At 71.9% G+C, this 20,136-nt stretch carries 20 protein-coding genes and 3 pseudogenes; 6 read left to right on the forward strand and 17 right to left on the reverse strand.

From position 1 onward, the window contains the following. Positions 1–229: 229 nt before the first annotated feature. The 11 genes from OG900_18355 to OG900_18405 form a co-directional block, all read right to left on the reverse strand. A complete protein-coding gene (locus OG900_18355; protein WUH91874.1) occupies positions 230–1,120 on the reverse strand; it encodes an alpha/beta hydrolase in 891 nt (296 codons plus the stop codon). A 3-nt stretch (positions 1,121–1,123) separates the two neighbouring features. After that, positions 1,124–2,455 carry a kynureninase gene (gene kynU, locus OG900_18360; GenBank protein WUH91875.1) on the reverse strand — a complete coding sequence of 444 codons (1,332 nt, stop codon included), beginning with the start codon at positions 2,453–2,455 and terminating at the stop codon, positions 1,124–1,126. Beyond that, positions 2,448–3,284 (reverse strand): tryptophan 2,3-dioxygenase family protein, encoded by an 837-nt coding sequence (locus OG900_18365; GenBank protein WUH91876.1) that lies wholly within the window; start codon positions 3,282–3,284, stop codon positions 2,448–2,450. The genes kynU and OG900_18365 overlap by 8 nt, the downstream gene beginning before the upstream one ends. Positions 3,285–3,431: 147 nt before the next feature. Beyond that, positions 3,432–4,310, reverse strand: coding sequence for a DUF3152 domain-containing protein (locus OG900_18370; GenBank protein ID WUH91877.1), 879 nt, complete (start codon positions 4,308–4,310; stop codon positions 3,432–3,434). A 270-nt stretch (positions 4,311–4,580) separates the two neighbouring features. Next, complete coding sequence (locus tag OG900_18375; protein ID WUH91878.1) at positions 4,581–4,994, reverse strand: DUF3151 domain-containing protein; 414 nt, start codon at positions 4,992–4,994, stop codon at positions 4,581–4,583. Between the two features lie 99 nt (positions 4,995–5,093). Then, complete coding sequence (fbaA, locus tag OG900_18380; GenBank protein WUH91879.1) at positions 5,094–6,116, reverse strand: class II fructose-bisphosphate aldolase; 1,023 nt, start codon at positions 6,114–6,116, stop codon at positions 5,094–5,096. A 237-nt stretch (positions 6,117–6,353) separates the two neighbouring features. Continuing rightward, positions 6,354–6,896: an orotate phosphoribosyltransferase gene (pyrE, locus tag OG900_18385; protein ID WUH91880.1), complete on the reverse strand. Its 543-nt coding sequence runs from the start codon at positions 6,894–6,896 to the stop codon at positions 6,354–6,356. Between the two features lie 155 nt (positions 6,897–7,051). Next, on the reverse strand, positions 7,052–7,855 hold the full coding sequence (locus tag OG900_18390) for an aldose 1-epimerase (protein WUH91881.1): 804 nt from the start codon (positions 7,853–7,855) through the stop codon (positions 7,052–7,054). Positions 7,856–7,932: 77 nt separating this feature from the next. Next, complete coding sequence (locus OG900_18395; protein WUH91882.1) at positions 7,933–9,030, reverse strand: SRPBCC domain-containing protein; 1,098 nt, start codon at positions 9,028–9,030, stop codon at positions 7,933–7,935. A gap of 104 nt (positions 9,031–9,134) precedes the next feature. Continuing rightward, positions 9,135–10,733, reverse strand: a complete 1,599-nt coding sequence (locus tag OG900_18400) for a polyamine aminopropyltransferase (protein WUH91883.1) — start codon at positions 10,731–10,733, stop codon at positions 9,135–9,137. A 91-nt stretch (positions 10,734–10,824) separates the two neighbouring features. Beyond that, the gene (locus OG900_18405) at positions 10,825–11,346 is read right to left on the reverse strand and encodes a DUF2617 family protein (protein WUH91884.1); all 522 of its coding nucleotides are present in this window, start codon (positions 11,344–11,346) and stop codon (positions 10,825–10,827) included. Positions 11,347–11,889: 543 nt separating this feature from the next. Here OG900_18405 and OG900_18410 point away from each other — a divergent pair. Continuing rightward, positions 11,890–13,062, forward strand: a complete 1,173-nt coding sequence (locus tag OG900_18410) for a pyridoxal phosphate-dependent aminotransferase (GenBank protein ID WUH91885.1) — start codon at positions 11,890–11,892, stop codon at positions 13,060–13,062. 144 nt (positions 13,063–13,206) lie between these two features. Here the strand turns inward: OG900_18410 and OG900_18415 are convergent, their stop codons facing one another. Beyond that, a complete protein-coding gene (locus OG900_18415; GenBank protein WUH91886.1) occupies positions 13,207–13,755 on the reverse strand; it encodes a Uma2 family endonuclease in 549 nt (182 codons plus the stop codon). A gap of 144 nt (positions 13,756–13,899) precedes the next feature. Continuing rightward, positions 13,900–14,424 carry a hypothetical protein gene (locus OG900_18420; GenBank protein WUH91887.1) on the reverse strand — a complete coding sequence of 175 codons (525 nt, stop codon included), beginning with the start codon at positions 14,422–14,424 and terminating at the stop codon, positions 13,900–13,902. Between the two features lie 221 nt (positions 14,425–14,645). On the opposite strand from OG900_18420, the pseudogene OG900_18425 reads away from it, so the two are divergent. From OG900_18425 to OG900_18435, 3 genes and pseudogenes are all read left to right on the forward strand, one after another. Further along, positions 14,646–15,086 (forward strand): annotated as a pseudogene (locus OG900_18425) (aminotransferase class I/II-fold pyridoxal phosphate-dependent enzyme). Positions 15,087–15,209: 123 nt separating this feature from the next. After that, on the forward strand, positions 15,210–16,109 hold the full coding sequence (locus tag OG900_18430; GenBank protein WUH91888.1) for a septum formation family protein: 900 nt from the start codon (positions 15,210–15,212) through the stop codon (positions 16,107–16,109). A gap of 269 nt (positions 16,110–16,378) precedes the next feature. Continuing rightward, the gene (locus OG900_18435; GenBank protein WUH91889.1) at positions 16,379–17,323 is read left to right on the forward strand and encodes an ADP-ribosylglycohydrolase family protein; all 945 of its coding nucleotides are present in this window, start codon (positions 16,379–16,381) and stop codon (positions 17,321–17,323) included. 44 nt (positions 17,324–17,367) lie between these two features. Here OG900_18435 and OG900_18440 read toward each other — a convergent pair whose 3' ends face one another. Next, on the reverse strand, positions 17,368–17,718 hold the full coding sequence (locus OG900_18440) for a hypothetical protein (protein WUH91890.1): 351 nt from the start codon (positions 17,716–17,718) through the stop codon (positions 17,368–17,370). Further along, entirely contained in the window at positions 17,715–18,200 is a 486-nt protein-coding gene (locus tag OG900_18445; GenBank protein ID WUH91891.1) for a prevent-host-death family protein, read from the reverse strand. The genes OG900_18440 and OG900_18445 overlap by 4 nt, the downstream gene beginning before the upstream one ends. 100 nt (positions 18,201–18,300) lie before the next feature. Between OG900_18445 and OG900_18450 the strand changes: the two are divergent. Beyond that, positions 18,301–18,741 (forward strand): annotated as a pseudogene (locus tag OG900_18450) (aminotransferase class I/II-fold pyridoxal phosphate-dependent enzyme). A gap of 50 nt (positions 18,742–18,791) precedes the next feature. On the opposite strand, the gene OG900_18455 reads toward OG900_18450, so the two are convergent. Both OG900_18455 and OG900_18460 read right to left on the reverse strand, forming a co-directional pair. Next, the gene (locus OG900_18455; protein WUH91892.1) at positions 18,792–19,202 is read right to left on the reverse strand and encodes a PIN domain-containing protein; all 411 of its coding nucleotides are present in this window, start codon (positions 19,200–19,202) and stop codon (positions 18,792–18,794) included. Next, positions 19,199–19,474, reverse strand: a complete 276-nt coding sequence (locus OG900_18460) for a hypothetical protein (protein ID WUH91893.1) — start codon at positions 19,472–19,474, stop codon at positions 19,199–19,201. Before OG900_18460 ends, OG900_18455 begins: the two co-directional genes overlap by 4 nt. A 78-nt stretch (positions 19,475–19,552) precedes the next feature. On the opposite strand from OG900_18460, the pseudogene OG900_18465 reads away from it, so the two are divergent. Beyond that, positions 19,553–19,996, forward strand: a pseudogene (locus tag OG900_18465) (aminotransferase class I/II-fold pyridoxal phosphate-dependent enzyme). The last annotated feature ends 140 nt before the right edge of the window (positions 19,997–20,136 follow it).

A 20,136-nucleotide genomic window follows, 5' to 3' on the forward strand; every position in this document is an offset into this window, starting at 1 on the left:
CCTCGCGCCCCTGGGTGGGTGCCCCTTGCGGTGCGTCGCCTGCCATGCCGCCCCGTGGGGTGGGCTTGTCGCGCGGTTCCCCGCGCCCCTGAAGGCCGGCGTCCACCGCCGCCCAGTGCCTCTCCTGTGCCGCAGAGGGCAAAACCCAGGGGCGCGGGGAACGGCGCGACCAGCCGACCACGCAGCGGCGCAGTGGGGTCCGGAGCGGCACCCCGCAGGGAGTGGCGGCCTACCAGGCGAGTTGTGCGATCTCGTCGGTGACCGCCGACACCGCCGGGGCGGAGGGGTCGATCAGGGGGAAGTGGCCCGTGGCGGGGAGCCAGGCTGTGACGACCTCCTCGCCCGCTGCCGCCGCCGCGCGGGCGAATGCGTGGCTGACCTCGGGCGGGACGTCGATGTCAGTGGTGCCGTGCACGATGGTGACCGGGATGCCGGTGGGGAGCAGCGCGGCCGGGTCGGTGTGCGGGAGGCGGGCGGCGAGGTGGTCGGGGCCGCCGAGCAGCTCGGTCACCGCGTCGGAGCAGACGCGCATCCGCATCGCGGAGGTGAAGTCGGCTATCGGCGCGAGCGCCACGACGCCGCGCAACGGGGGAGGTGAGGGGCGGTGCCAGCGGGATTCGGGGGGCAGGACGTGCCGGGCGGCGGCCCACAGCGCCAGGTGGCCGCCCGCGCTGTGTCCGGTGAGGACGACGCGGCGCGGATCGACCAGGCCGGCGCCGAGGGCGCGCACGGCCAGTGCGGGCAGCGCGTCGACGGCGGCCGCCACGTCGTCGAAGGTGTCGGGCCACCGCCCGGCGGCCGCGGGCCGGTCGGCGGCGCCCTTGCGGTATTCGACCGACGCCACCGCGAATCCGTGCCCCGCCAGGTGCGCGGCCAGCGGGGAGACGTGCGCGCGGTCGTAAGGTGCGCGCCAGGCGCCGCCGTGCAGCAGGACGACCAGCGGGGCCGGGCGGGCGTCAGAGCCGCGCGGCAGGCGGGGCCGGTAGAAGTCGACCAGCTGGTCCTCGTGGTCGCCGTAGGCGGCGCCGGCGTCCGCCGGCACCGGTGCGTGCCGGAAGGCCGACGCCTCCTCCGCCTCGGCCTGGGACACGGGCGGGGGCGCGGCGGAGTCGGCGGCCATCGGTCAGGCGGTCCCTTCGATCACATCGGCCAGTACGCGCGCGGCGCGCAGCGCGTCGGCGTAGCGGGTGTAGAGCGGGGTGAAGCCGAAGCGCAGCACGTCGGGCCGGCGGAAGTCGCCGACGACGCCCCGCGCGGTCAGCTCGCGCATCACCTCGGCGGCGCCCGCGCACCGCAGCGACACCTGGCTGCCGCGTTCCGCGTGCGCGGCGGGCGTCACGGACTCGACCCGCCCCGCGGGCACCAGCGAGGCGGTGCAGTCCAGGAAGAAGTCGGTCAGCCCGAGGCTCTTGGCCCGTACGCCGTCGGTGGTCACGCCGTCCCAGACGTCGAGCGCGGCGTCCAGGGCGAGCAGCGACAGGATCTCCGGGGTGCCCACGCGACCGCGGAGCGCGCCCTCGGCGGGCTCGTAGCCGGGCGCCATGCCGAAGGGGTCGGTGTGGGAGTTCCAGCCCGGCAGCGGCGAGTCGAAGCGGGGCTGCAGCTCGCGGCGTACGTAGAGGTAGGCGGGCGATCCTGGGCCGCCGTTGAGGTATTTGTATGTGCAGCCGACCGCCAGGTCGACCCCGTCGGCGTCCAGCGCCACCGGCAGCGCGCCCGCGCTGTGGCACAGGTCCCACACGACGAGCGCGCCCGCCGCGTGCAGGGCGGCGGTGGTCCCGGCCATGTCGTGCAGCCGCCCGGTGCGGTAGTCGACGTGGTTGACCAGCGCCGCCGCGGTCAGCGGGCCTGCCGCGGCGCCGATCTCGGCCGCCGGCACGGGTCGTACGGTGTGGCCGGTCAGCCGGGCCGCGGCGGCGGCGATGTAGCCGTCGGTGGGGAAGGTCGCGGCGTCCACCAGGATCTCGGTCCGCCCCGCCGGCGCCATCCGGACGGCGGCGACCATCGCCTTGAAGACGTTGACGCTGGTCGAGTCGCCGACCACGACCTGTCCGGGTCCGGCGCCGACCAGCGGGGCGATACGGTCGCCGATCCGCTCGGGGGCGGTCCACCAGCCGCTCTCCTCCCAGGACCTGATCCGCAGCTCGCCCCACTCCCGGGTGACGACGTCGGCCAGCCGGGGCAGCACCCCGGTGCTCAGCGCTCCCAGCGAATTGCCGTCGAGGTAGACGGTGGCGTCGTCGAGGACGAAGCGGTCGCGTACCGCCGCGAGCGGGTCGGCGGCGTCCAGAGCGGCGGCGCGGGCGGCCAGCCCCGCGGGACCGGTCGGGGACGCATCACCGGCCACGGCCCCGGCGTCGGGCGCGGACGATCCACCGGCCATGGCCCCGGCGACACGCGTGACGGTGGGCTCAGAGGTGGCCGCGGCACTGTGCACGGCTGCGGGCTCAGACATAGCTGCGCGCCGTCCACAGCTCGGGGAAGACGTTCTTCGTGGCCCGCTTCTCCAGCCAGGCCACCCCCGCGGAGCCGCCGGTCCCGGTCTTCGCGCCCATCGCGCGGCGGGTCGCGACCAGGTGGTCGTTGCGCCAGCGCCATACGTATTCGGCGACGTCGGTGAGGGTCTCGCCGAGCCTGATCAGGTCGGAGTCCTGGTCGTCGGCGGCGTAGACGCGCTGCCAGGCCCTTTCGACCTCGGGGTGCGGCTCGTACCGCAGCGCCGGGTCGCGGTCGAGGACGTCGGCGGGGATGGCGTAGCCGCGCCGGTCGAGCAGCCGCAGCACCTCGTCGTAGAGGCTCGGCTCGGTGAGGGCCTTCTCCAGTTCGGCGTGCGCGCCGGGGGTGCCGCGGTGCGGTACGAGCATGGACGCGGACTTGTCGCCGAGCAGGAATTCCAGCCGGCGGTACATGGCGGACTGGAAGCCGGAGCCCTCGCCGAGGGCGGACCGGTAGGCGTTGAACTGCCCGGGAGTCAGGTGCGCGATCGGCTTCCAGGAGGCGTTCAGCGACTCCAGCTCCGGCAGGCTGCGGTGCAGCGCCGCCATCGCGGTGGGCAGGTCGTCCTGCCGGAGTGCGCGGGCGGCGGTGGTCCATTCGTGGACCAGCAGCGTGAACCACAGCTCCATGACCTGGGTGGTGACCAGGAAGGCCATCTCGCCGGGCTCGTCGGAGAGCGGGTGCTGCAGATGGGTGAGCACGGACGCCTGTACGTAGTCCTCGTACGGCGTGCTGCCCTCGAACGAGAGGTTCGGGGTCTCCGCCTCGTCGGTCGGTGTGTCTGACATGGGTTACCTCCAGAACGGGTCGCCCGGGATCACCGGGCCACGCCGAGATCATCTGCGGTGCGGACGAATCCGGCAAGGCCAGGCTTCCGGACGGCGTGCCACCGCACCGCCGTGGGGGCTCACCCGCAGGGTCGCGCACCGCCGCCGTCAGGGGACGCGCGGTCCTGAGATGTAGTGGCCGTGGGTGTCGTACGGCCACTGGTTGGCGGTGCAGCCCTTGAGGCCCTTGATCTGCTGCATCATCACCGGTGCCGGCTTGCCGGGCCCCGGGCAGCCCTCGTGGTGGTGGCCGATGCGGTGGCCGACCTCGTGGTTGATGATCAGGGCGCGGTAGCCCTCGATGGGGCCGTCGAATTCGGGCGACCCGAGCATCCAGCGCTTGAGGTTGACCACGACGGTGGCGCCGACGTCGCAGTTGACCTCGCCGCGGGTGAGCAGGCCGGCGGCGCCGCAGATGTCGTCCACGGTGTCCGGCGTCGCGATCTTGATCACGAAGTCGGCGTGGCCGGAGGAGACCAGCTGGAAGCCGTCGTGGCCGTCGGCGGTCCAGCCCCGCGGGTTGGCCAGGATGTCGGCGATCTCGTGGGCCGCGTCGGTGGCGGACAGCGTGATGCCGCCCTCGACCTCGACTTTGTAGCGGCGGATCGTGCCGTGGCCGGAGGCGCTTCCTGTGGCGTCGGCGGTGCCGAAGCTGCCGCTGCCGGACTTGGGCACGGAGGTCGCCGAGGGCTTGGCGGGCGTGCGGGACGGGCTGGGCGTCGCGCTCTTCTTCGGACCGCCGGTGGACGGCCGGGCGGACGGGGTGCCGGTGGCCCGCGGCGGTGGCGTGGTGGTGGCGGTGGGGGTCGGGTTGAGGCCGTTGTCGAGGACCGCGGAGCTCGCGGTCCCCTGGGTCTTCTGCCAGGCGGCGTATCCCCCGGTGACGACGACCAGGAAGAGGACGCCGAGCGCGAGGGGTCCGGCTATCGCGGCACGGCTCTTCGCCCGCCGGCGCCCATGCCGACGTCGGCTGCGCTGTCCTGCCAAGACTCCCCCTGCGGCCCGCGCAGTCGGGACCACCGCCCCGGCCCCGTCCGGCCCCCCTGGCGCATCCGTGCTGCGTGTGGATAGCGGTCGGACACACACGCGTGTACGACACGAACAACAGGCCCAAGAATCGCACACGGATACGTGGCCAGACCATGCGCCGCCGCTCTGTGGCAGGACTGCAACATTGAGCCGCGACAGGCAGCGGGCGGCCACAGGGGGCCCGGGAGGGGGTCGGGGAAGCGGCCGGGTGGCGGGTCCGGCGGGGGCTCAGCTCAGGGTGTCGGCGGCGGTCGGCGAGCTGTCCCGCAGGAAGGCGGTGCAGCGCTCGTACTCGTCCTCCTCGCCGATGGCCTGGGCGGCCCGGCCCAGGGCGTGCAGCGCGCGCAGGAAGCCGCGGTTGGGCTCGTGCTCGAAGGGCACCGGGCCGTGGCCCTTCCAGCCGGCCCTGCGCAGCGAGTCGAGGCCGCGGTGGTAGCCGGTGCGGGCATAGGCGTAGGACTCCACGACGCGGCCGCCCTCGAAGGCGTCGTCGGCGAGCTGGGCCCAGACCAGCGAGGAGGCCGGGTATTTCGCCGCGACCTCGGCGGGCGCCGTACCCGCGGCGAGCAGTTCGCGCGGCTCCGGGTCGTCGGGCAGGTGGGTGGGGTTGGGGCCCCCGAGCAGGTTCTGGTGATTGACCATGGGTTCCAGTCTGCCCGAGCCGACACGGATTAGGACCCCCGGCAGCCGCCGGGGGTCCTCATGTCCGTCCGTCGAGAGAGCGTGTCCGCCCTCGGAGGACTACTTGCGCTTGTTGCCGGCCGACCGCAGGTTCTGCGCGGCGACGACGACCCGGGCGGCCATACCCGCCTCGGCGGACTTGCCCCACACACGCGGGTCGTAGGCCTTCTTGTTGCCGACCTCGCCGTCCACCTTGAGCACACCGTCGTAGTTGGTGAACATGTGCGCGGCGACGGGCCGGGTGAAGGCGTACTGCAGGTCGGTGTCGATGTTCATCTTGACGACACCGTTCCCCAGCGCCTCGTCGATCTCCTCGATCGTGGAGCCCGAGCCGCCGTGGAAGACGAAGTCGAAGGCGTTGGCCTTGCCGTACTTCTGCGCGACGGCGTCCTGCAGCTCCTTGAGGATGCTGGGGCGAAGCACCACGTTGCCCGGCTTGTAGACGCCGTGCACGTTGCCGAAGGAGGCGGCCAGCAGGTAGCGGCCCTGCTCGCCGAGGCCGACGGCCTCGACGGTGCGGAAGGCGTCGTCGACGGTGGTGTAGAGGTTGTCGTTGATCTCGTGCGAGACGCCGTCCTCCTCACCGCCGGTCGGGGTGATCTCCATCTCCAGGATGATCTTGGCCTTGGCCGCCTGCGCCAGCAGCTCCTTGGCGATGGCGAGGTTGTCGTCCAGGGTCTCGGCGGAGCCGTCCCACATGTGGGACTGGAAGAGCGGGTTGCGGCCGGCGTCGACCCGCTCCTGGGAGATCGCCAGCAGCGGACGGACGTAGGCGTCCAGCTTGTCCTTCGGGCAGTGGTCGGTGTGCAGCGCGACCGTGACCGGGTACTTCTCGGCGACGATGTGCGCGAACTCGGCCAGCGCGACCGCGCCGGTCACCATGTCCTTGCTGTACTGCCCGCCCAGGAACTCCGCGCCGCCCGTGGAGATCTGGATGATGCCGTCGCTCTCCGCCTCGGCGAGGCCGCGCAGCGCGGCATGCAGCGTCTGCGACGAGGTGACATTGATGGCCGGGTAGGCGAAGCCGCCTGCCTTCGCCCGGTCGAGCATGTCGTTGTAGACCTCGGGGGTTGCGATGGGCATCGTTTCCGCTCCTCAGATTCCGCGGGGTAGTGGTGCTGGCGTGGCGACGTCATCGTCGGCCCTATCTTCCCATTCCCGAACGGATACACCACCTCGGTACGGGCGCTGACTTGCGCGACCGCCGGAGTGTTTCACGTGAAACATCCCGGCGATCATAAAACCGCAGGTCAGCGCACCCTTGGGGAGAGGTCGCCCGGACCGCCGCCGACCGGCGTACGGGCGGCGGCGGACAGCGTGTCAGGCCAGGCCGAGGTCGGCCAGCGAATACGCGGCGAGATACGGCAGACCCTCCTGCGTAACCTTCGGCTCCGCGCCCCGGTCGACGATCACCGCGACCGCGACCACCTCGCCGCCCGCCTCCCTGACCGCCTCGACGGCCGTCAGCGGCGAACCGCCGGTGGTCGAGGTGTCCTCCACCACCAGCACGCGGCGGCCCTTGACCTCGGTGCCCTCGATACGCCGCTGCAGCCCGTGCGCCTTGTTGGCCTTCCGCACCACGAAGGCGTCCAGCCGCCGCCCGCGCGCGGCGGAGGCGTGCAGCATCGCGCCCGCCACCGGGTCGGCGCCCAGCGTCAGCCCGCCGACCGCGTCGAAGTCCAGGTCGGCCGTCAGGTCCAGCATCACCTGGCCGGCCAGCGGCGCCGCCTCGCCGTCCAGCGTGATGCGGCGGAGGTCGATGTAGAAGTCGGCCTCGATCCCGGAGGAGAGGGTCACCTTGCCGTGCACCACGGCCTTGTCCTTGATCTGCTGCAGCAGCGCACTGCGTACGTCGTCACTCATGCCGACAAGTATCCGGCCCCGCGGCCCGGCGCACGAAGCGCGGGCCGCGGGGCCGGTTCGTTCCTGCTGGGGCGGGCCCTCGGGGAGACGGACAGGGAGTGCTCCCGGGACGGACGGGCGGACCGCCGGATACGGACGGGGGGCGGACCGGCGGCTCAGCCGATCCGGTGCCAGGTCCAGACGGTGGAAATCTCCAGCGGGTCGATCGGGGTGACCAGCCGCGGCGCGGTGTTCAGGCCGTTCGGCGGGCCGGACTGCGGCTCGACGCACACCGCCTCGGGCTGCTCGTCGTAGATGACCGCCCAGGGCGCGGGGCTGCGCACCTCAAGCCGCATCTCACCGGGCCAGGTCAGCGTCACGTCGACGCCGTCGGGCATGCCGAAGCAGTCGTCCCAGGGGCCGGGCTTGGGGTCGATGCGGTTGCCGTTCGGCAGGTGGTTGCTGCCGCGCTCCTCCTGCCAGGCCGCGCTGAAGGCCAGCTCGACGTCCTGGCCGCCCTGCCCGAGATTGCGCCGCCACCAGGGGTGCCAGCCGGCCTGCGCAGGGAAGGAGTCGCCGCCCACCGCCGCCTCGACGCTCATCGTCAGCGTCACCGAGTGCGGTGCCAGCTCCACGGTGTGCGTGACCCGGCCGGGGTAGGGCCACGGGTCGGCCAGGTCGAAGTAGTAGGCCGCGGTGGTGTCGGTCGGCGGGGCCGCCTCCTGCCAGGCGACGTGCCGCCCGGTGCCATGGATGGCGTGCGGCGGGGCGTTCACCGGGAGCTGATGGGTGACACCGCCGTTGCGGAAGACCCCGTTCTCGGTTCTGCCCGCCCACGGCACCATAAGAAAGGCGCCGAATCGGTCGCCCTGGACGAGGAGTTCCGTCCCGGCGACCCGCAGGGAGGCGATCCGGCAGCCGTGCCCGGGTTCCAAGGTCAGTTCGGCGTCGCCCGCCGTCAGCTTCGTCTCGTTCTCCACGCGATGAGCGTAGCGGGCTGGGGCTCTGACGTTCACTTATGGTCCGGCGAGCGGGTGGTGGGCCCCTCGCACGGCGGCTATCCGCGGCGCCGCAGCACCCGCCCCACGACGACCGCCGAGGCGACCAGCGCGGCGGCCACCGGGGCCGCCCAGCGCAGGGTGGCGGCCGCCGAGGAGCTGTCGGGCGCGGGCACGGGTGCGTACCGCCCGCGCGGCGGCGCGTGGTCGACCTCCTCCGCGCTGCGGCCGATCATCGTCCGGCGGGCGTGCGCGGCCTCGGCGGGCGGTACGAGGTCGTCCAGCGCCGCGGCGCTCTCCGGGACCTCCACCTCGACCTCGACCAGCTCGAAGTCGTCGAGTTCGGCGGGCGGCCCGGGTTCGCCCAGGTCGTCCACGACATCGGCCTCGGGCTCGTCGCCCTCGGCCTCCTGCTCGTCCTCCGCGGCTTCCTGCTCGTCCTCCGCGGCCTCAGGCTCCTCGTCCTCCGGGGCCTCGGCCTCGGGCTCCTCGGCCGCCGGCTCCGGCTCGTCGTCCGCGTCCGCATCCGCGTCCGCATCCGCCGGCTCGTCGACGGGTACGGCCCGGATCCCCGCCACCGCCTCGGCCGAGTCCACGTCGCCCCGCGCGTCTCCCGGCGCGTCCCCCGCCGCGCCCTCCGGCGTGTCCTTCGCCTCGTCCTCGACCGGTACGTCCGCGTGGCGCGCGTCCGCGGCGGCCGGGGCGTTCGCCGCCAGCTCCGTACAGAAACGGTCCAGCAGCCGCCTCACGGCCGCTTCCACCGCCGCGGGCTCGAACGTCGCGAGCCGCCCCTCCGCCTCCGCGGCGCCCCGCCAGACGAGCGTCACGCCCGCCTCGGGCTGCACCGACGTCACGACGCTGACCTCGGCGGTCGCCGTGACGCCGCCGCCGCCGCGCACCTCCGTGCCCACCGCCGTCACCGTGAAACCGGGCCCGTCACCGCTCACCGCGACCGTGCCGCGGTAGGTGATCGTGGACCCGCCGATCCGCAGCCGCAGCCGCCCCGCAGCGGGAGCGGCGGCAGCACCGGAGGCCTCCTGCGCCTCCCCGGCGTCCGGCTGCCAGCCGGGCAGGCTGGCCCGCACCACATCCGGCGTGCGCAGCGCCTGCACCAGGCGCGCGGTGGTCATGCCCGGAAGGAAGGACTCATGCTCCATGCCGCGGAGCCTACCCATCCAGCGCGCCGCCTTGACGTTTCCCGGCCCCTCACTTTTCCGCCGCCCCGACCCCCAGGCCGTCCCCCGGCCACCCCTACGTCCCCCTACGACGCCGGTATCCGCGGCCGGAGCAGCGTCGACGGCGGCAGCGAGCGGCTCGGCCGGGTGGGCAGCGGCGCCCGCGCGGCCAGCCGCAGGGCCGGCGGGGTCAGCGACGGCGGGGTGCCCGGCGGAAGGGCCAGCCGCGGTGCGCCGCCACGGGCGGCCAGCAGGTAGGCGGGGTCGGGCCTGCCGGCCGGCCCGGCGGCGCCGCTCGGGGTGCCCGGCAGCCAGTACGGCGAGGTGTGGAGGCCCGCGGCCCGTACGGTCGCGTCGATCGTCCAGAACGTACGGGCCGTGCCAGCCGCCGTGCCCGCCCGTACGGCGAGCCGCCCACCGGGGGCCAGCGCGCGGGCGGCGAGGCCGTAGAACTCCTGCGAGTACAGCTTGGCGCTGCGGGAGAGCCCCGGGTCCGCCAGGTCCGCGACGATCACGTCGTAGGCCTCGGCCGCTCCCCCGTGCAGGCGGCGTAACCAGTCGAAGGGGTCCGCGGTGACCGCCCGCACCCGGGGGTCGGCGTAGGCGCCGCCGTTGAGCGCGCGCAGGCCCGGGTCGGTGCGGGCCAGCCGGAGCAGCTCGCCGTCGGGCTGGACGGCGGTGACCGCGGCGACGTCCCCGTAGCGGAGCACTTCGCGCAGCGCCAGGCCGTCGCCGCCGCCGAGGACCAGGACCCGGGTGTGCGGGCCGTTCATCGCCGGGTGGACGAGTGCCTGGACGTAGCGGGCGGTGGCGGCGCCGGAGACCCGCAGCCGGCCGTCGAGGTAGAGCCGCAGCGGGCGGCTGCCGGAACCGCTGCCGCCGCCGGTCAGGACGATCTCCTGGACCGAGGTCTGCTCGGCGACCCGCACGTCGCCGCCGTAGACCGCGCGCCGCGCCGCCCGCTCGAAGGGTCCCGCCGCGGCGGCGGCGCCGGCGAGCACCGCGAGCACCAGGACGTTGGCGACCAGCAGCCAGCCGCGGGCGCGCCGGCTCAGGTCGCCGCGGAAGAGCCACAGCACGGTCGCGCCGCCGGCCGCCGCATTGACCACGCCGGTGGCCAGCGCGCCGGTGAGCTGGCCGAAGTGCGGCAGCAGCAGGAAGGGGAAGGCGAGCCCGCCGACCAGCGCGCCCACGTAGTCGGCGGCGAAGAGGTCGGCCACCGCGCCGCCCGCGTCCTGCCGTCTGATCCGCTGCACCAGCGTCATCAGCAGCGGCACCTCGGCCCCGGTCAGCACCCCGATGGCGAAGGCGCAGCCGACCATCGCGGGGGTGGCCTGACCCAACCAGGCGAAGAAGCCGTAGAGCACCATCACCGACAGGCCGCCGACCAGGGCCAGCCCTGCCTCGACGGCGGCGAAGGCGGCGGCGGCGCGGCCGCGTAACCGTTTTGCCAGCAGCGAGCCACAGCCCATCGCGAAGACCATCACCGAGAGGATCACCGAGGCCTGGGTGACCGAGTCGCCGACCAGATACGAGGCCAGGGCGACCAGTTCCAGCTCGTAGACCAGCCCGCAGGCGGCGCAGACGAAGACGGCGGCGAGCACCAGCGCGCGGGCGGCCGCCGCGGGCACCGGTAAACGCGGCCCGATTCGCGGGACTTCGTTGCGTTGGTGCTGGTCGATCATGAGTGCACGCTATGTCAGGGTCGAGCCGCCACCGGTCACCCACAGGGGTGCAATCGGCGGCCGCGGGCGGCAAACCGGGGCGGTATTCGGGTCAGGGCAGCGCGTTCACCCGGGTCCTGGTGGTGACCAGGCGCCCCTCCTGCGGATACGCGTGCCAGGTGCGCCACCGCACGCCCCCCTCCGCGTACTGCACCAGCATCGCGGTGAAGGCGTGCGGGTCGCCGGGGAAGGTCCCGGCGAGGCCGTGCGGGTGGTCGGCGACCAGGGCGAGCAACTCCTGCGCCCGGCCCGCGAAGGAGCCCTGCGACAGCGTCTCGATCCGGGCCGCGAACTCGTAGTCCCACACGCCCACCCGCCGCGCCACCCCGAAGGGCAGCGGCGCCCGGCTGCCCGGCATGCACGCGACCGTCTCCGAGCACTCACCGCGCCCCGCGTCGACCAATACCTGGTGCGAGGCGCCCAGCAGGCGTAATTCGACCTTGGCCCGCAGCCGGCGCGCGTCGCCGACCTCGACATTGAGCACGGCGAGCGCGGGCAGCGCCTGTCTGCCGAGGCACCAGGCGAGGTCGCCCGCGCGGGTGTCGGTGTAGGAGGTTTGCAGGGTGGTGAGCATGGGGTCGGCTCCGCAAGCACGCAGTGGATCGAGCGCAGTGGATGTGATGGGCCGGTCCGCGCCCGGCAGCAGGGCGCGCGTCGGCTCGTGCCCACGTGGGGTCCGCTGGACCCGAGCGGTCCCCGGAAGTCCTGGTTGGGGCCCCCGAAGCACCGCCGAGGTCCTCCGAGCCCTCCGAGCCGCCGCCGGCAGCAGGCCGGGGTGTCTCCGAGTGATCTCTGCTGAAGCCCTCGAAATGGGTCCGAGACCTACGGAATCATGAATCGCGGGTCGCCTTCAGCGTTTTTACCCATCTGTGCGTACTTTCCATCCCTTGGAGCGCCGAGAAGTTCACGTGTTCACCCGCCCCCGCCCCAGCGCACCCACCCGCCCCTGCCGGCACACACGACGGCGCCCCCTTGGGCCGAGTTGGGCCGTTCTGTGCCCCGCACCGGGCACGCGGGGGTGCGGCGGGCGCCGCAGACGAGGGGCGCGCGGCCGGACGGCGCATAGTCTGTGCCGGGACCGCCGCAACGACCCACCGGACGCGTACGAGGAGCCGAGATGACGGCAAGGCCTCCGTTGAACCGCAGGCTGGACGGCCTCGGTACGACCATCTTCGCGGAGATGTCCGCGCTGGCCACCGCCACCGGCGCCATCAACCTCGGCCAGGGCTTCCCCGACACCGACGGCCCCGAGTCCGTACGCGAGGCCGCCGTACGCGCCCTGCGCGACGGGCGCGGCAACCAGTACCCGCCGGGCACGGGCGTCCCCGAACTGCGTACGGCCGTCGCCGACCACCAGCGCCGCTTCTACGGCCTGGACTTCGACCCCGACACGGAAGTCCTCGTCACCGCGGGCGCGACCGAGGCGATCGCGGCCGCGATGCTCGCACTGCTCGAACCCGGCGACGAGGTCATCGCCTTCGAGCCCTTCTACGACTCCTACGCCGCCTGCATCGCGATGGCCGGCGCCGTCCGCGTCCCCCTGACCCTCCGCGCCCCCGACTTCCGCCCCGACCTGGACGCCCTCCGCGCCCTGATCACCCCCCGCACCCGCCTGCTGCTCCTCAACTCCCCGCACAACCCGACGGGCATGGTCCTCACCCGGGACGAGCTGACGGCGATCACCGAACTGGCGGTGGAGCGCGACCTCCTGGTCGTCACCGACGAGGTGTACGAACACCTGGTCTTCGACGGCGAGCACACCCCGCTGATCTCCCTCCCCGGCATGCGCGACCGCACGGTCTCCATCTCCTCGGCGGGCAAGACCTTCTCGTTCACAGGCTGGAAAGTCGGCTGGGTCACCGGATCCCCCGAACTCGTCGCGGCCGTCCGCACGGCGAAGCAGTTCCTGACCTACGTCGCCTCGGGCCCGTTCCAGTACGCCATCGCGGAGGCCCTCGCCCTCCCCGACGCGTACTACAAGCACTTCCGCGACGACCTGCGGTCCAAGCGCGACCTGCTCGACGCCGGGCTGCGCGACGCGAGCTTCCAGGTCTACGAGCCCCAGGGGACCTACTTCATCACCACCGACATCGCCGAACTCTTCCCCGGCACCGACGCCCTGACCTTCTGCCGCGCCCTCCCCACCCGCTCCGGCGTCGTCGCCGTCCCCAACTCCGTCTTCTACGACCACCCCACCGCCGGCCGCACCCAGGTCCGCTTCGCCTTCTGCAAACGCGAAAGCGTCCTCACCGAAGCAGCCTCCCGCCTCCGAAAGGCGTTCGGGGGCTGAGGACGGCCCTTACAAGGCGGATGTCGACCGCGCTGACGCCCACCATGGGCGGCCTTCGCTACGGCAGCCGGGCGAGTACCCTCACGCGATCGGTTAGCAGCCAGGCCGCGGTTCCTGAGCCGGTCCTGGTCGGTGTCGCGTTCATCAGCGGGCGTCTGCCTCGGGGCGCGGAAGTTCGTCGAGGTCCAGGGTGAAAGTGCGACCGTCGGCAAGGGGGATGGAGAGCTTGCCGGTGCCGTACTTGTGGGTGTGCGCAGCGATGTAACCGGTGGCGGTCGGCTGGGTATGGAGGACGACTTCCTGGGCGTACGGGTCCACCACCAGGTAGACCGGAATCCCGTAGCGGCCGTACTTGGCCGTGCAGTCGTCGTAGTCCTTGCGGGCCGAGGAGGTCGAGACCACTTCCGAGATCAGCAGGACGTCTTCGAAGCTGTAGCGCTTGCCTTCCCGGCGAGCGTCCTCACGAATGATCGCCAGGTCGGGAGCCGAGTTCTCGTCGGCGGGAAAGTCGATGTAGACGTCCGAGGTGACCTTCGCGTGGCGGCCGAGAGCGAGAGCCGAGTCGATCTGCATCGACCTGATGGTGTTGGAGTGCTCTTCGCTCTGCGGGGTCATGATCACCTTTCCGTCGGCCCCGAACAGGACCGTGTACCCCTTGGGGAACTCGGTGTGCACGATCGCGTCGACGCTCATGGGCGGCTCCTTCCGGTGTGTGGTCAGAATACGGCGACGAGTCCGGCCTCACCGGACTCGATGAGTCGGAAACGGGGTCGACCGCACCCGGTGCAAGAAGCCGACCGCCGTGTACCGACAGGCACCCCTCGCGTGTGGCCGTGATCAGTGTCCGGCACGCACTTCGAGCCAGCGTGCCGCCGAGACCTCATCCACCGAGTAGAACGCCTCCGCTGTCTGCTTGCCGTTCACCTCTCCGCCCCAGGTGAAGGTCATGGGCCAGTTCCCGCGGCCGTAGTGCGCGTGGATATGCCGCGTGAGAGCGGCCAGCGATCCGCGCAACTGCTCACGCTCAACGCCGAGCCGACCGACGAGGTCCGTCGTGCTGAATCTCGTACCGGGGTGGCCGGCCAACACATCGAGGACCGCCGTGACCCGGCTGATCGACGGCAACGTGGTGGCGGCCAGGGAGCGGAGGTCTGCCACCTCCCACTCGGCATACGGCCGATCCGCGTCCGGATCGGCGCCCTTCGTACCTCCGGGCAGAGGGCTCTCCGCTCCCAGGCCCGCGTTCCCGTCCAGTTCGGCGATGAACGCGTACACCTTCATGACGTACTCCTGCGGCACGTGAACAGACACGAACTGCCGGTCTCGATCTTCCACGGCCCAACCTCTCAGCAGGTACACCATCTACCCGAGACGGTAGACAGTATGCACATGATGCAACACCGTCTACCGTCTCGGGTAGACGAAATATCCTCAGGACTGCGATTGACCGTTCTGTGAGCCCCGCGCCGGGGCCTGAACCGGCTCGACGACGCCGAAGGGCCGCAAGCCCACGGGCCAGGTCTGGCCCGCACTTCAACGAACGACACAGAGAGCGTTCACCCGAATGAGTGCGTGAACGCGGAGTGGCCTGGGTGACCGGCTCCCCCGAACTGGTCGCGGCGGTCCGCACGACGAAGCAGTTCCTCACCTACGTCGCCTCCGGCCCCTTCCAGTACGCGGTCGCGGAAGCGCTCGCCCTCCCGGACACGTACTACACCGGCATCCGCGACGACCTCCATACCAAACGCGACCTCCTCGACGCAGGCCTGCGCGACGCCGGCTTCCAGGTGCACGTCCCCCAGGGCACCTACTTCATCACCACCGACATCGCCTCTTTCGGCGAGCAGGACGCCCTGACCTTCTGCCGCACCCTCCCCGAACGCGCCGGCGTCGTCGCCGTCCCCAACTCCGTCTTCTACGACCACCCCACCGCCGGCCGCACCCAGGTCCGCTTCGCCTTCTGCAAGAGACACGACGTCCTCACGGACGCCGCCGACCGCCTTCGCAAAGCCTTCAGCAGCTGAGCGCTGACGTAACTGCCGCTGGCGCGCGAAGGAGAGCGCAGCGTACGGTCGCCGGGTCCGCGAGTGAGGGCCGTCACTCGTGGGGGGTCGTCGGGGGGGATGGGCATGGGGAACTTTCGTCGTGTGGTCGCCGTCGTTGCACGAGCGGGCGCCGCGGCGCTGACGCTCGCCCTCATCGCCGGGTGCTCCGGCGCCAAGAGCGGTGACTCGGGCTCGGCGTCCACCAGCAGGGCGAGCACCACCGCGAGCCCCCGGGGCGCTGCGCCCACCTCCGACCCCGACCCGCGGCACCTGGTCCTCGGGGACTGCTTCACCGCCGGTCGCGTCACGTTGAAGGGCGGGATCGGAGCACCGGGGGCAGTCCACGTCGTGCCCTGCGACCGACCGCACAACGCGGAGGTGTTCGGCAGGTTCATCGTCGCCGGCTCCGACGCCCCGACCACGCGGTCCTGGGGTCCCACTGCCGACATTGACTGCGGAAATCTGGCCCCGCAGTACGACATGGACAGCTGGACCCTTGCACCATCCGTCGCCCCCGTTCGCTTCTTCCTGCCGACGCGGGGCCAGTGGGCGGCCGGCGACCACAGCGGCGTCTGCTACTGGGTCCCGGCCCCCGGACCGGCCGCCGCCAGCCTGCGGCACGACCAGACCACGCTGTCCCCCGACCAGTACGCCTATCTCGACGCGGCGCAGCGGCCCGAGTCCGCACTGGCGGAGTCCCCGCAGAAGTGGGGAGAAAGCAGCCTGGACTCCTACCAGAACTGGGCGGGCGGTGTCGCCGACTCCCTGACCACCGAGGCGCAGTTGGTGAAGATGCACCGCTGGCCCGTCCCGGACCAAGGGCCGGCCGGCGCCCTCCTTCAACGGCTTGCCACGCTCACCCCTCTCTGGCGCAACGCCTCCCGGATGGTGTCCCTCCCGAGCCTCAAGAACGCGGTGCGAAACGCGCAGGCGCAGACAACGACGTCCCAGGAACGCGCCTTCCGAGCAGCCCTGGGCCTGCCCACCACGCGCGTGGGATGACCCGCACGCAGCCACGCCCCGGGACAGCTCCCGGCCGCCGGTCTCTCGTGACGCCGCCGCTGCTGCTCGCGGAGATCGACCGCGTCGCCACCCGCCCGAACGCTGCGGCGTCGTCGCCGTCCGCAACTCCGTCTTCTACGACCGCCCCACCGCCGGCCGCACCCAGGTCCGCTTCACCTTCCTGTAAGAAACACGACGTCCTGATCGACGCCGCCCAACGCCCCCGCACGGCGTTCAAAGGCTGAGCACCCCCGGCGTAGCCTGCCGGGATGGACAGGACAGAGCGTGCCGTCGGCGCCGTCGTGGGATCGGCGGTGGGGGACGCGCTCGGTGCTCCCTTCGAGTTCGGACCCGTTGGAGCGTTCTCCAGCCGGTTTCCCCGGGATGCTGACTCCGAGGAGATGTGCGGGGGCGGCGGCTGGGATGCCGGTGAGGCCACCGACGACACGCAGATGGCCGTACACCTCGGGGAATCCCTGCTGGAGCGCGGCGGGCTGGACCTCCCGGACGTCTTCGCCCGCTTCCGGCGGTGGGCGGCCGCCGACCCAAAGGACATCGGCCTGCAGACCGAGGACGTGTTGACCAATGGCAGGCCGTGGGACGCCGCTGCCGCCGCGCACTTCGCGAGCAACCACCGAGCCGCCGGGAACGGCGCCCTGATGCGCGCCACGACGTCCGCGGTCCACTTCGCCCCTCGGGGCCGGCAGGCAACCATGGGCGCCGCCCGCGCGATCTCCGCGCTCACCCACGGCGACCCCGCCGCCTGGGAGGGCACAGCGATCTTTCACGACCTCGTACGCGTCGCGCTGGAGGGTGCGGACCCGATCGCCGCCGTCCCGTCCGCGCTCGCCCACGTGCGGCCCAACCACCGGGACCGGTACTCCGTCGTCCTGGACGCGAACTGGCACCCGAACCGGGCCACCGAGTTCAACGGTGCCGTCTGGCCCTGTCTCGGCTCCGCGGTCTGGGCCGTGCGCACCACTACCTCGTACGAGGACGCGGTACGGGCGGCCGTCGACCTCGGCGGCGACACCGACACCGTCGCCGCGGTCACCGGCGGCCTCGCCGGAGCCGTCCACGGTTTCCACGCGATTCCCACCCGCTGGACCCGGTTGCTCCACGTCCCCCTCCCAGGAGCCGGCGACCGGACCCTGCGCCTCCCCGACCTCATCGACCACGCCCGGCGCTTGGCCGGCCTGCCGAAAGGCGGATGAGGCCGAACCTTCCTGGGGTGCCGCCCGCTCCGGAAGGACGAGAGCTACTCGGTGTCCTTCGGATGCCGCGGAGATGCGTAGACCAAGATCACCATGGAGGCCTGTGGGTTGACCAGGTAACGGACTCTCCCGCCGCTGGTGATCTCGTACTCCCACTGCTCAAGCTCGGAGCCCTTCCACTCCCTCGTGGCATGGCGACCGCGGAGCTGGTGCTGGCGGTTCCAGTTGGCTCGCGACAGGGGGTCGGTACGCAGGGCTTCCAGACAGCGGTGGGCGTTGGGCAGCGCCACTCGGCACAGTTCCTCCCACCCGGTGGCGGCCTCTGTCGTCCCGTAGATAACGTTCCAGCCGTTCAGCGGCGGGACACTGACCCGATCGCCCTTCTTCGGGCTCACTCGTGCGCCTCGACCGGTCCGAGGTCGAGGCCGTCCAACGGGCGGAGTGCTTCCCTGAGCTGGTCGGGGTCGGCATTGATGCGAGCGGTCGCCCGCCAGGAGACGATCGCGCGGTGCACCGCCTCCCGGGCACCCAGCTCGGCGGCGTCGGAAAGCGCGTCCAGGAGTTCCACCGTGAACTCACGGACCTCCTCACCATCCAGGTGGCGCACCCAGGGGAAGACCTCGGGCAGCGCGAGCAGCAGCGATCGCGCGCCTTCGTCCTGCTTCATCAGCGCGAGGAACAGCCGAGATGCGGTGGTCAGGTTCTCTTCGGCGCGCTCCGCATGGACAGCCGTGGTCAGCACCATGTCAGGCGCGTCCCTATGCGTGACGCGCAAGCTCCCCAGCGCCGCAGCCTTGGCAGCCACAGCCTTCGGGTTTCTGGACAGGTCAGTGAACGTGACGGCTTCCGGCTCCGGCTCCACGGACGCAATGCTCATACTCAGACTGTACTCTGATTACGCTCTGATTTTCACCCGGGCGCCGCCGTCACAAAGAGTGCCGGCTCGGATACCGAGATATGAGGCGTGCGAACGAGGAGTGGCCTGGGTGACGGGCTCCTCCGAACTCGTCGCGGCCGTCCGCACGGCCAAGCAGTTCCTGACCTACGTGGCCTCCGGCCCCTTCCAGTACGCGATCGCGGAGGCCCTGGCCCTGCCCGACTCGTACTACGAGCACTTCCGCGACGACCTGCGGTCCAAGCGCGACCTCCTCGACGCCGGCCTGCGCGACGCAGGCTTCGCCGTGTACGAACCCCAGGGCACGTACTTCATCACCACCGACATCGCTCCCTTCGGCGAGGAGGACGCCCTCGCCTTCTGCCGCAACCTCCCCGAACGCGCCGGCGTCGTCGCCGTCCCCAACTCCGTCTTCTACGACCACCCCACCGCCGGCCGCACCCAGGTCCGCTTCGCCTTCTGCAAGAAGCACGAAATCCTCACCGACGCGGCATCAAGGCTCCGCAAAGCCTTCAACGCCTGAGCACCGCTCTTACACGGCGGATGTCGGCTGCCGCGAGACGGCGCGAGTGACTATGGCAGCACGGTGAAAGCCGCCAGATGCACCGGCTTGACAACGCCGAAATGCCGTCGGTCAAGAGTGGCCACCCGGTCCACACCAAAGCGCTCAGCGACCGCGATGACGGAGGCGTCGACTCCACCGAGGGGGAAGTCCGCGTATTGGAGAATGAGCTCGCTCATGCGCGCAAGGTCAGCAGGGGTGAGGTGGACGAGCTCGAAGGTCCCTCGGGCTACCTCGGTCAGGAAGGCCGCCTCCACCTTCGGCCAGCGCTCCAGCAACCAGCAGACTTCGGTCAGGACCGGGCTCGGCAGGAGGCGGCGACCTGTCAGGGAGGTCAGTAGCGCGGCGCATTCGGGATGCCGCCGGTCGGTGGCATTGAACGCGGCGGCCAGCGGGCCGGTGTCCAGGACTGTCGCGATCACGCCGAGTCGCCGAAGCGCTCGCGCATGCGCTCGCGAATGTATTCGTCGTGCTCTTCGGCCAAGTCTTCAGGGCCGTTGACACTACCGATCAGTGCGAGCAGCCCGGCCGGGACGGACTTCTCGGTCTCGGCTTCTTCGACAGCGGGCAGCGCAAGGGCCACCTGCGACAGCTCCTCGTCCTGCGTGACGAGCAGGCGCAGACGGCGCACCTGGGTCGGCGTGAGCCGGTCCACCAAGTGATGCATGTCCTCATAGTCGAATGCAGCGCTCACGAGCCACAGTCTAGATCCGCCGCCCAACTCAGCGAACGGTACAGCGAGCGTTCACCCGAATGGGTGTGTGAAGGCGGAGTGGCCTGGGTGACGGGTTCACCGGAGCTGGTCGTGGCGGTCCGCACGACGAAGCAGTTCCTCACCTACGTCGCCTCCGGCCCCTTCCAGTACGCGGCCGCGGAAGCGCTCGCGCTGCCCGACACGTACTACACCGGCATCCGCGACGACCTCCGCACGAAGCGCGACCTCCTCGACGCCGGCCTGCGCGACGCAGGCTTCCAGGTCCACGTCCCCCAGGGCACCTGCTTCATCACCACCGACATCGCCGAACTCACCCCCGGCGTGGACGCGTTGACCTTCTGCCGCGCCCTCCCCGAACGCGCCGGCATCGTCGCCGTCCCCAACTCCGTCTTCTACGACCACCCCACCGCCGGCCGCACCCAGGTCCGCTTCGCCTTCTGCAAGAAGCACGAAATCCTCACCGACGCCGCGGGCCGCCTCCGCAAAGCCTTCAACGGCTGAGCGCAGCTCACCGAACCAGCACGTGTGGTGGACCACTGGGATGGCCCATGAGTAGAGACCTGGACACGGGGTCCCTCGGTCAGAACAGCTCTCCGGCGAGGGCTCAGGGCTCCGAGTCGGCGCCGTTCGCGGGTGCGGGG

The organism is Streptomyces sp. NBC_00433, from assembly GCA_036015235.1.
Taxonomy (GTDB): domain Bacteria; phylum Actinomycetota; class Actinomycetes; order Streptomycetales; family Streptomycetaceae; genus Actinacidiphila.

What these genes read in the sequence shown, in the direction of transcription:
- OG900_18420 (WUH91887.1), bottom strand. Translation starts at nt 14,424, where the DNA reads ATGGTGTACCTGCTGAGAGGTTGGGCCGTGGAAGATCGAGACCGGCAG.
- fbaA (WUH91879.1), bottom strand. Translation starts at nt 6,116, where the DNA reads ATGCCCATCGCAACCCCCGAGGTCTACAACGACATGCTCGACCGGGCG.
- kynU (WUH91875.1), bottom strand. Translation starts at nt 2,455, where the DNA reads ATGTCTGAGCCCGCAGCCGTGCACAGTGCCGCGGCCACCTCTGAGCCC.
- OG900_18415 (WUH91886.1), bottom strand. Translation starts at nt 13,755, where the DNA reads ATGAGCGTCGACGCGATCGTGCACACCGAGTTCCCCAAGGGGTACACG.
- OG900_18395 (WUH91882.1), bottom strand. Translation starts at nt 9,030, where the DNA reads ATGGAGCATGAGTCCTTCCTTCCGGGCATGACCACCGCGCGCCTGGTG.
- OG900_18355 (WUH91874.1), bottom strand. Translation starts at nt 1,120, where the DNA reads ATGGCCGCCGACTCCGCCGCGCCCCCGCCCGTGTCCCAGGCCGAGGCG.
- OG900_18410 (WUH91885.1), top strand. Translation starts at nt 11,890, where the DNA reads ATGACGGCAAGGCCTCCGTTGAACCGCAGGCTGGACGGCCTCGGTACG.
- OG900_18400 (WUH91883.1), bottom strand. Translation starts at nt 10,733, where the DNA reads ATGATCGACCAGCACCAACGCAACGAAGTCCCGCGAATCGGGCCGCGT.
- OG900_18375 (WUH91878.1), bottom strand. Translation starts at nt 4,994, where the DNA reads ATGGTCAATCACCAGAACCTGCTCGGGGGCCCCAACCCCACCCACCTG.
- OG900_18405 (WUH91884.1), bottom strand. Translation starts at nt 11,346, where the DNA reads ATGCTCACCACCCTGCAAACCTCCTACACCGACACCCGCGCGGGCGAC.
- OG900_18445 (WUH91891.1), bottom strand. Translation starts at nt 18,200, where the DNA reads ATGAGCATTGCGTCCGTGGAGCCGGAGCCGGAAGCCGTCACGTTCACT.
- OG900_18365 (WUH91876.1), bottom strand. Translation starts at nt 3,284, where the DNA reads ATGTCAGACACACCGACCGACGAGGCGGAGACCCCGAACCTCTCGTTC.
- OG900_18435 (WUH91889.1), top strand. Translation starts at nt 16,379, where the DNA reads ATGGACAGGACAGAGCGTGCCGTCGGCGCCGTCGTGGGATCGGCGGTG.
- pyrE (WUH91880.1), bottom strand. Translation starts at nt 6,896, where the DNA reads ATGAGTGACGACGTACGCAGTGCGCTGCTGCAGCAGATCAAGGACAAG.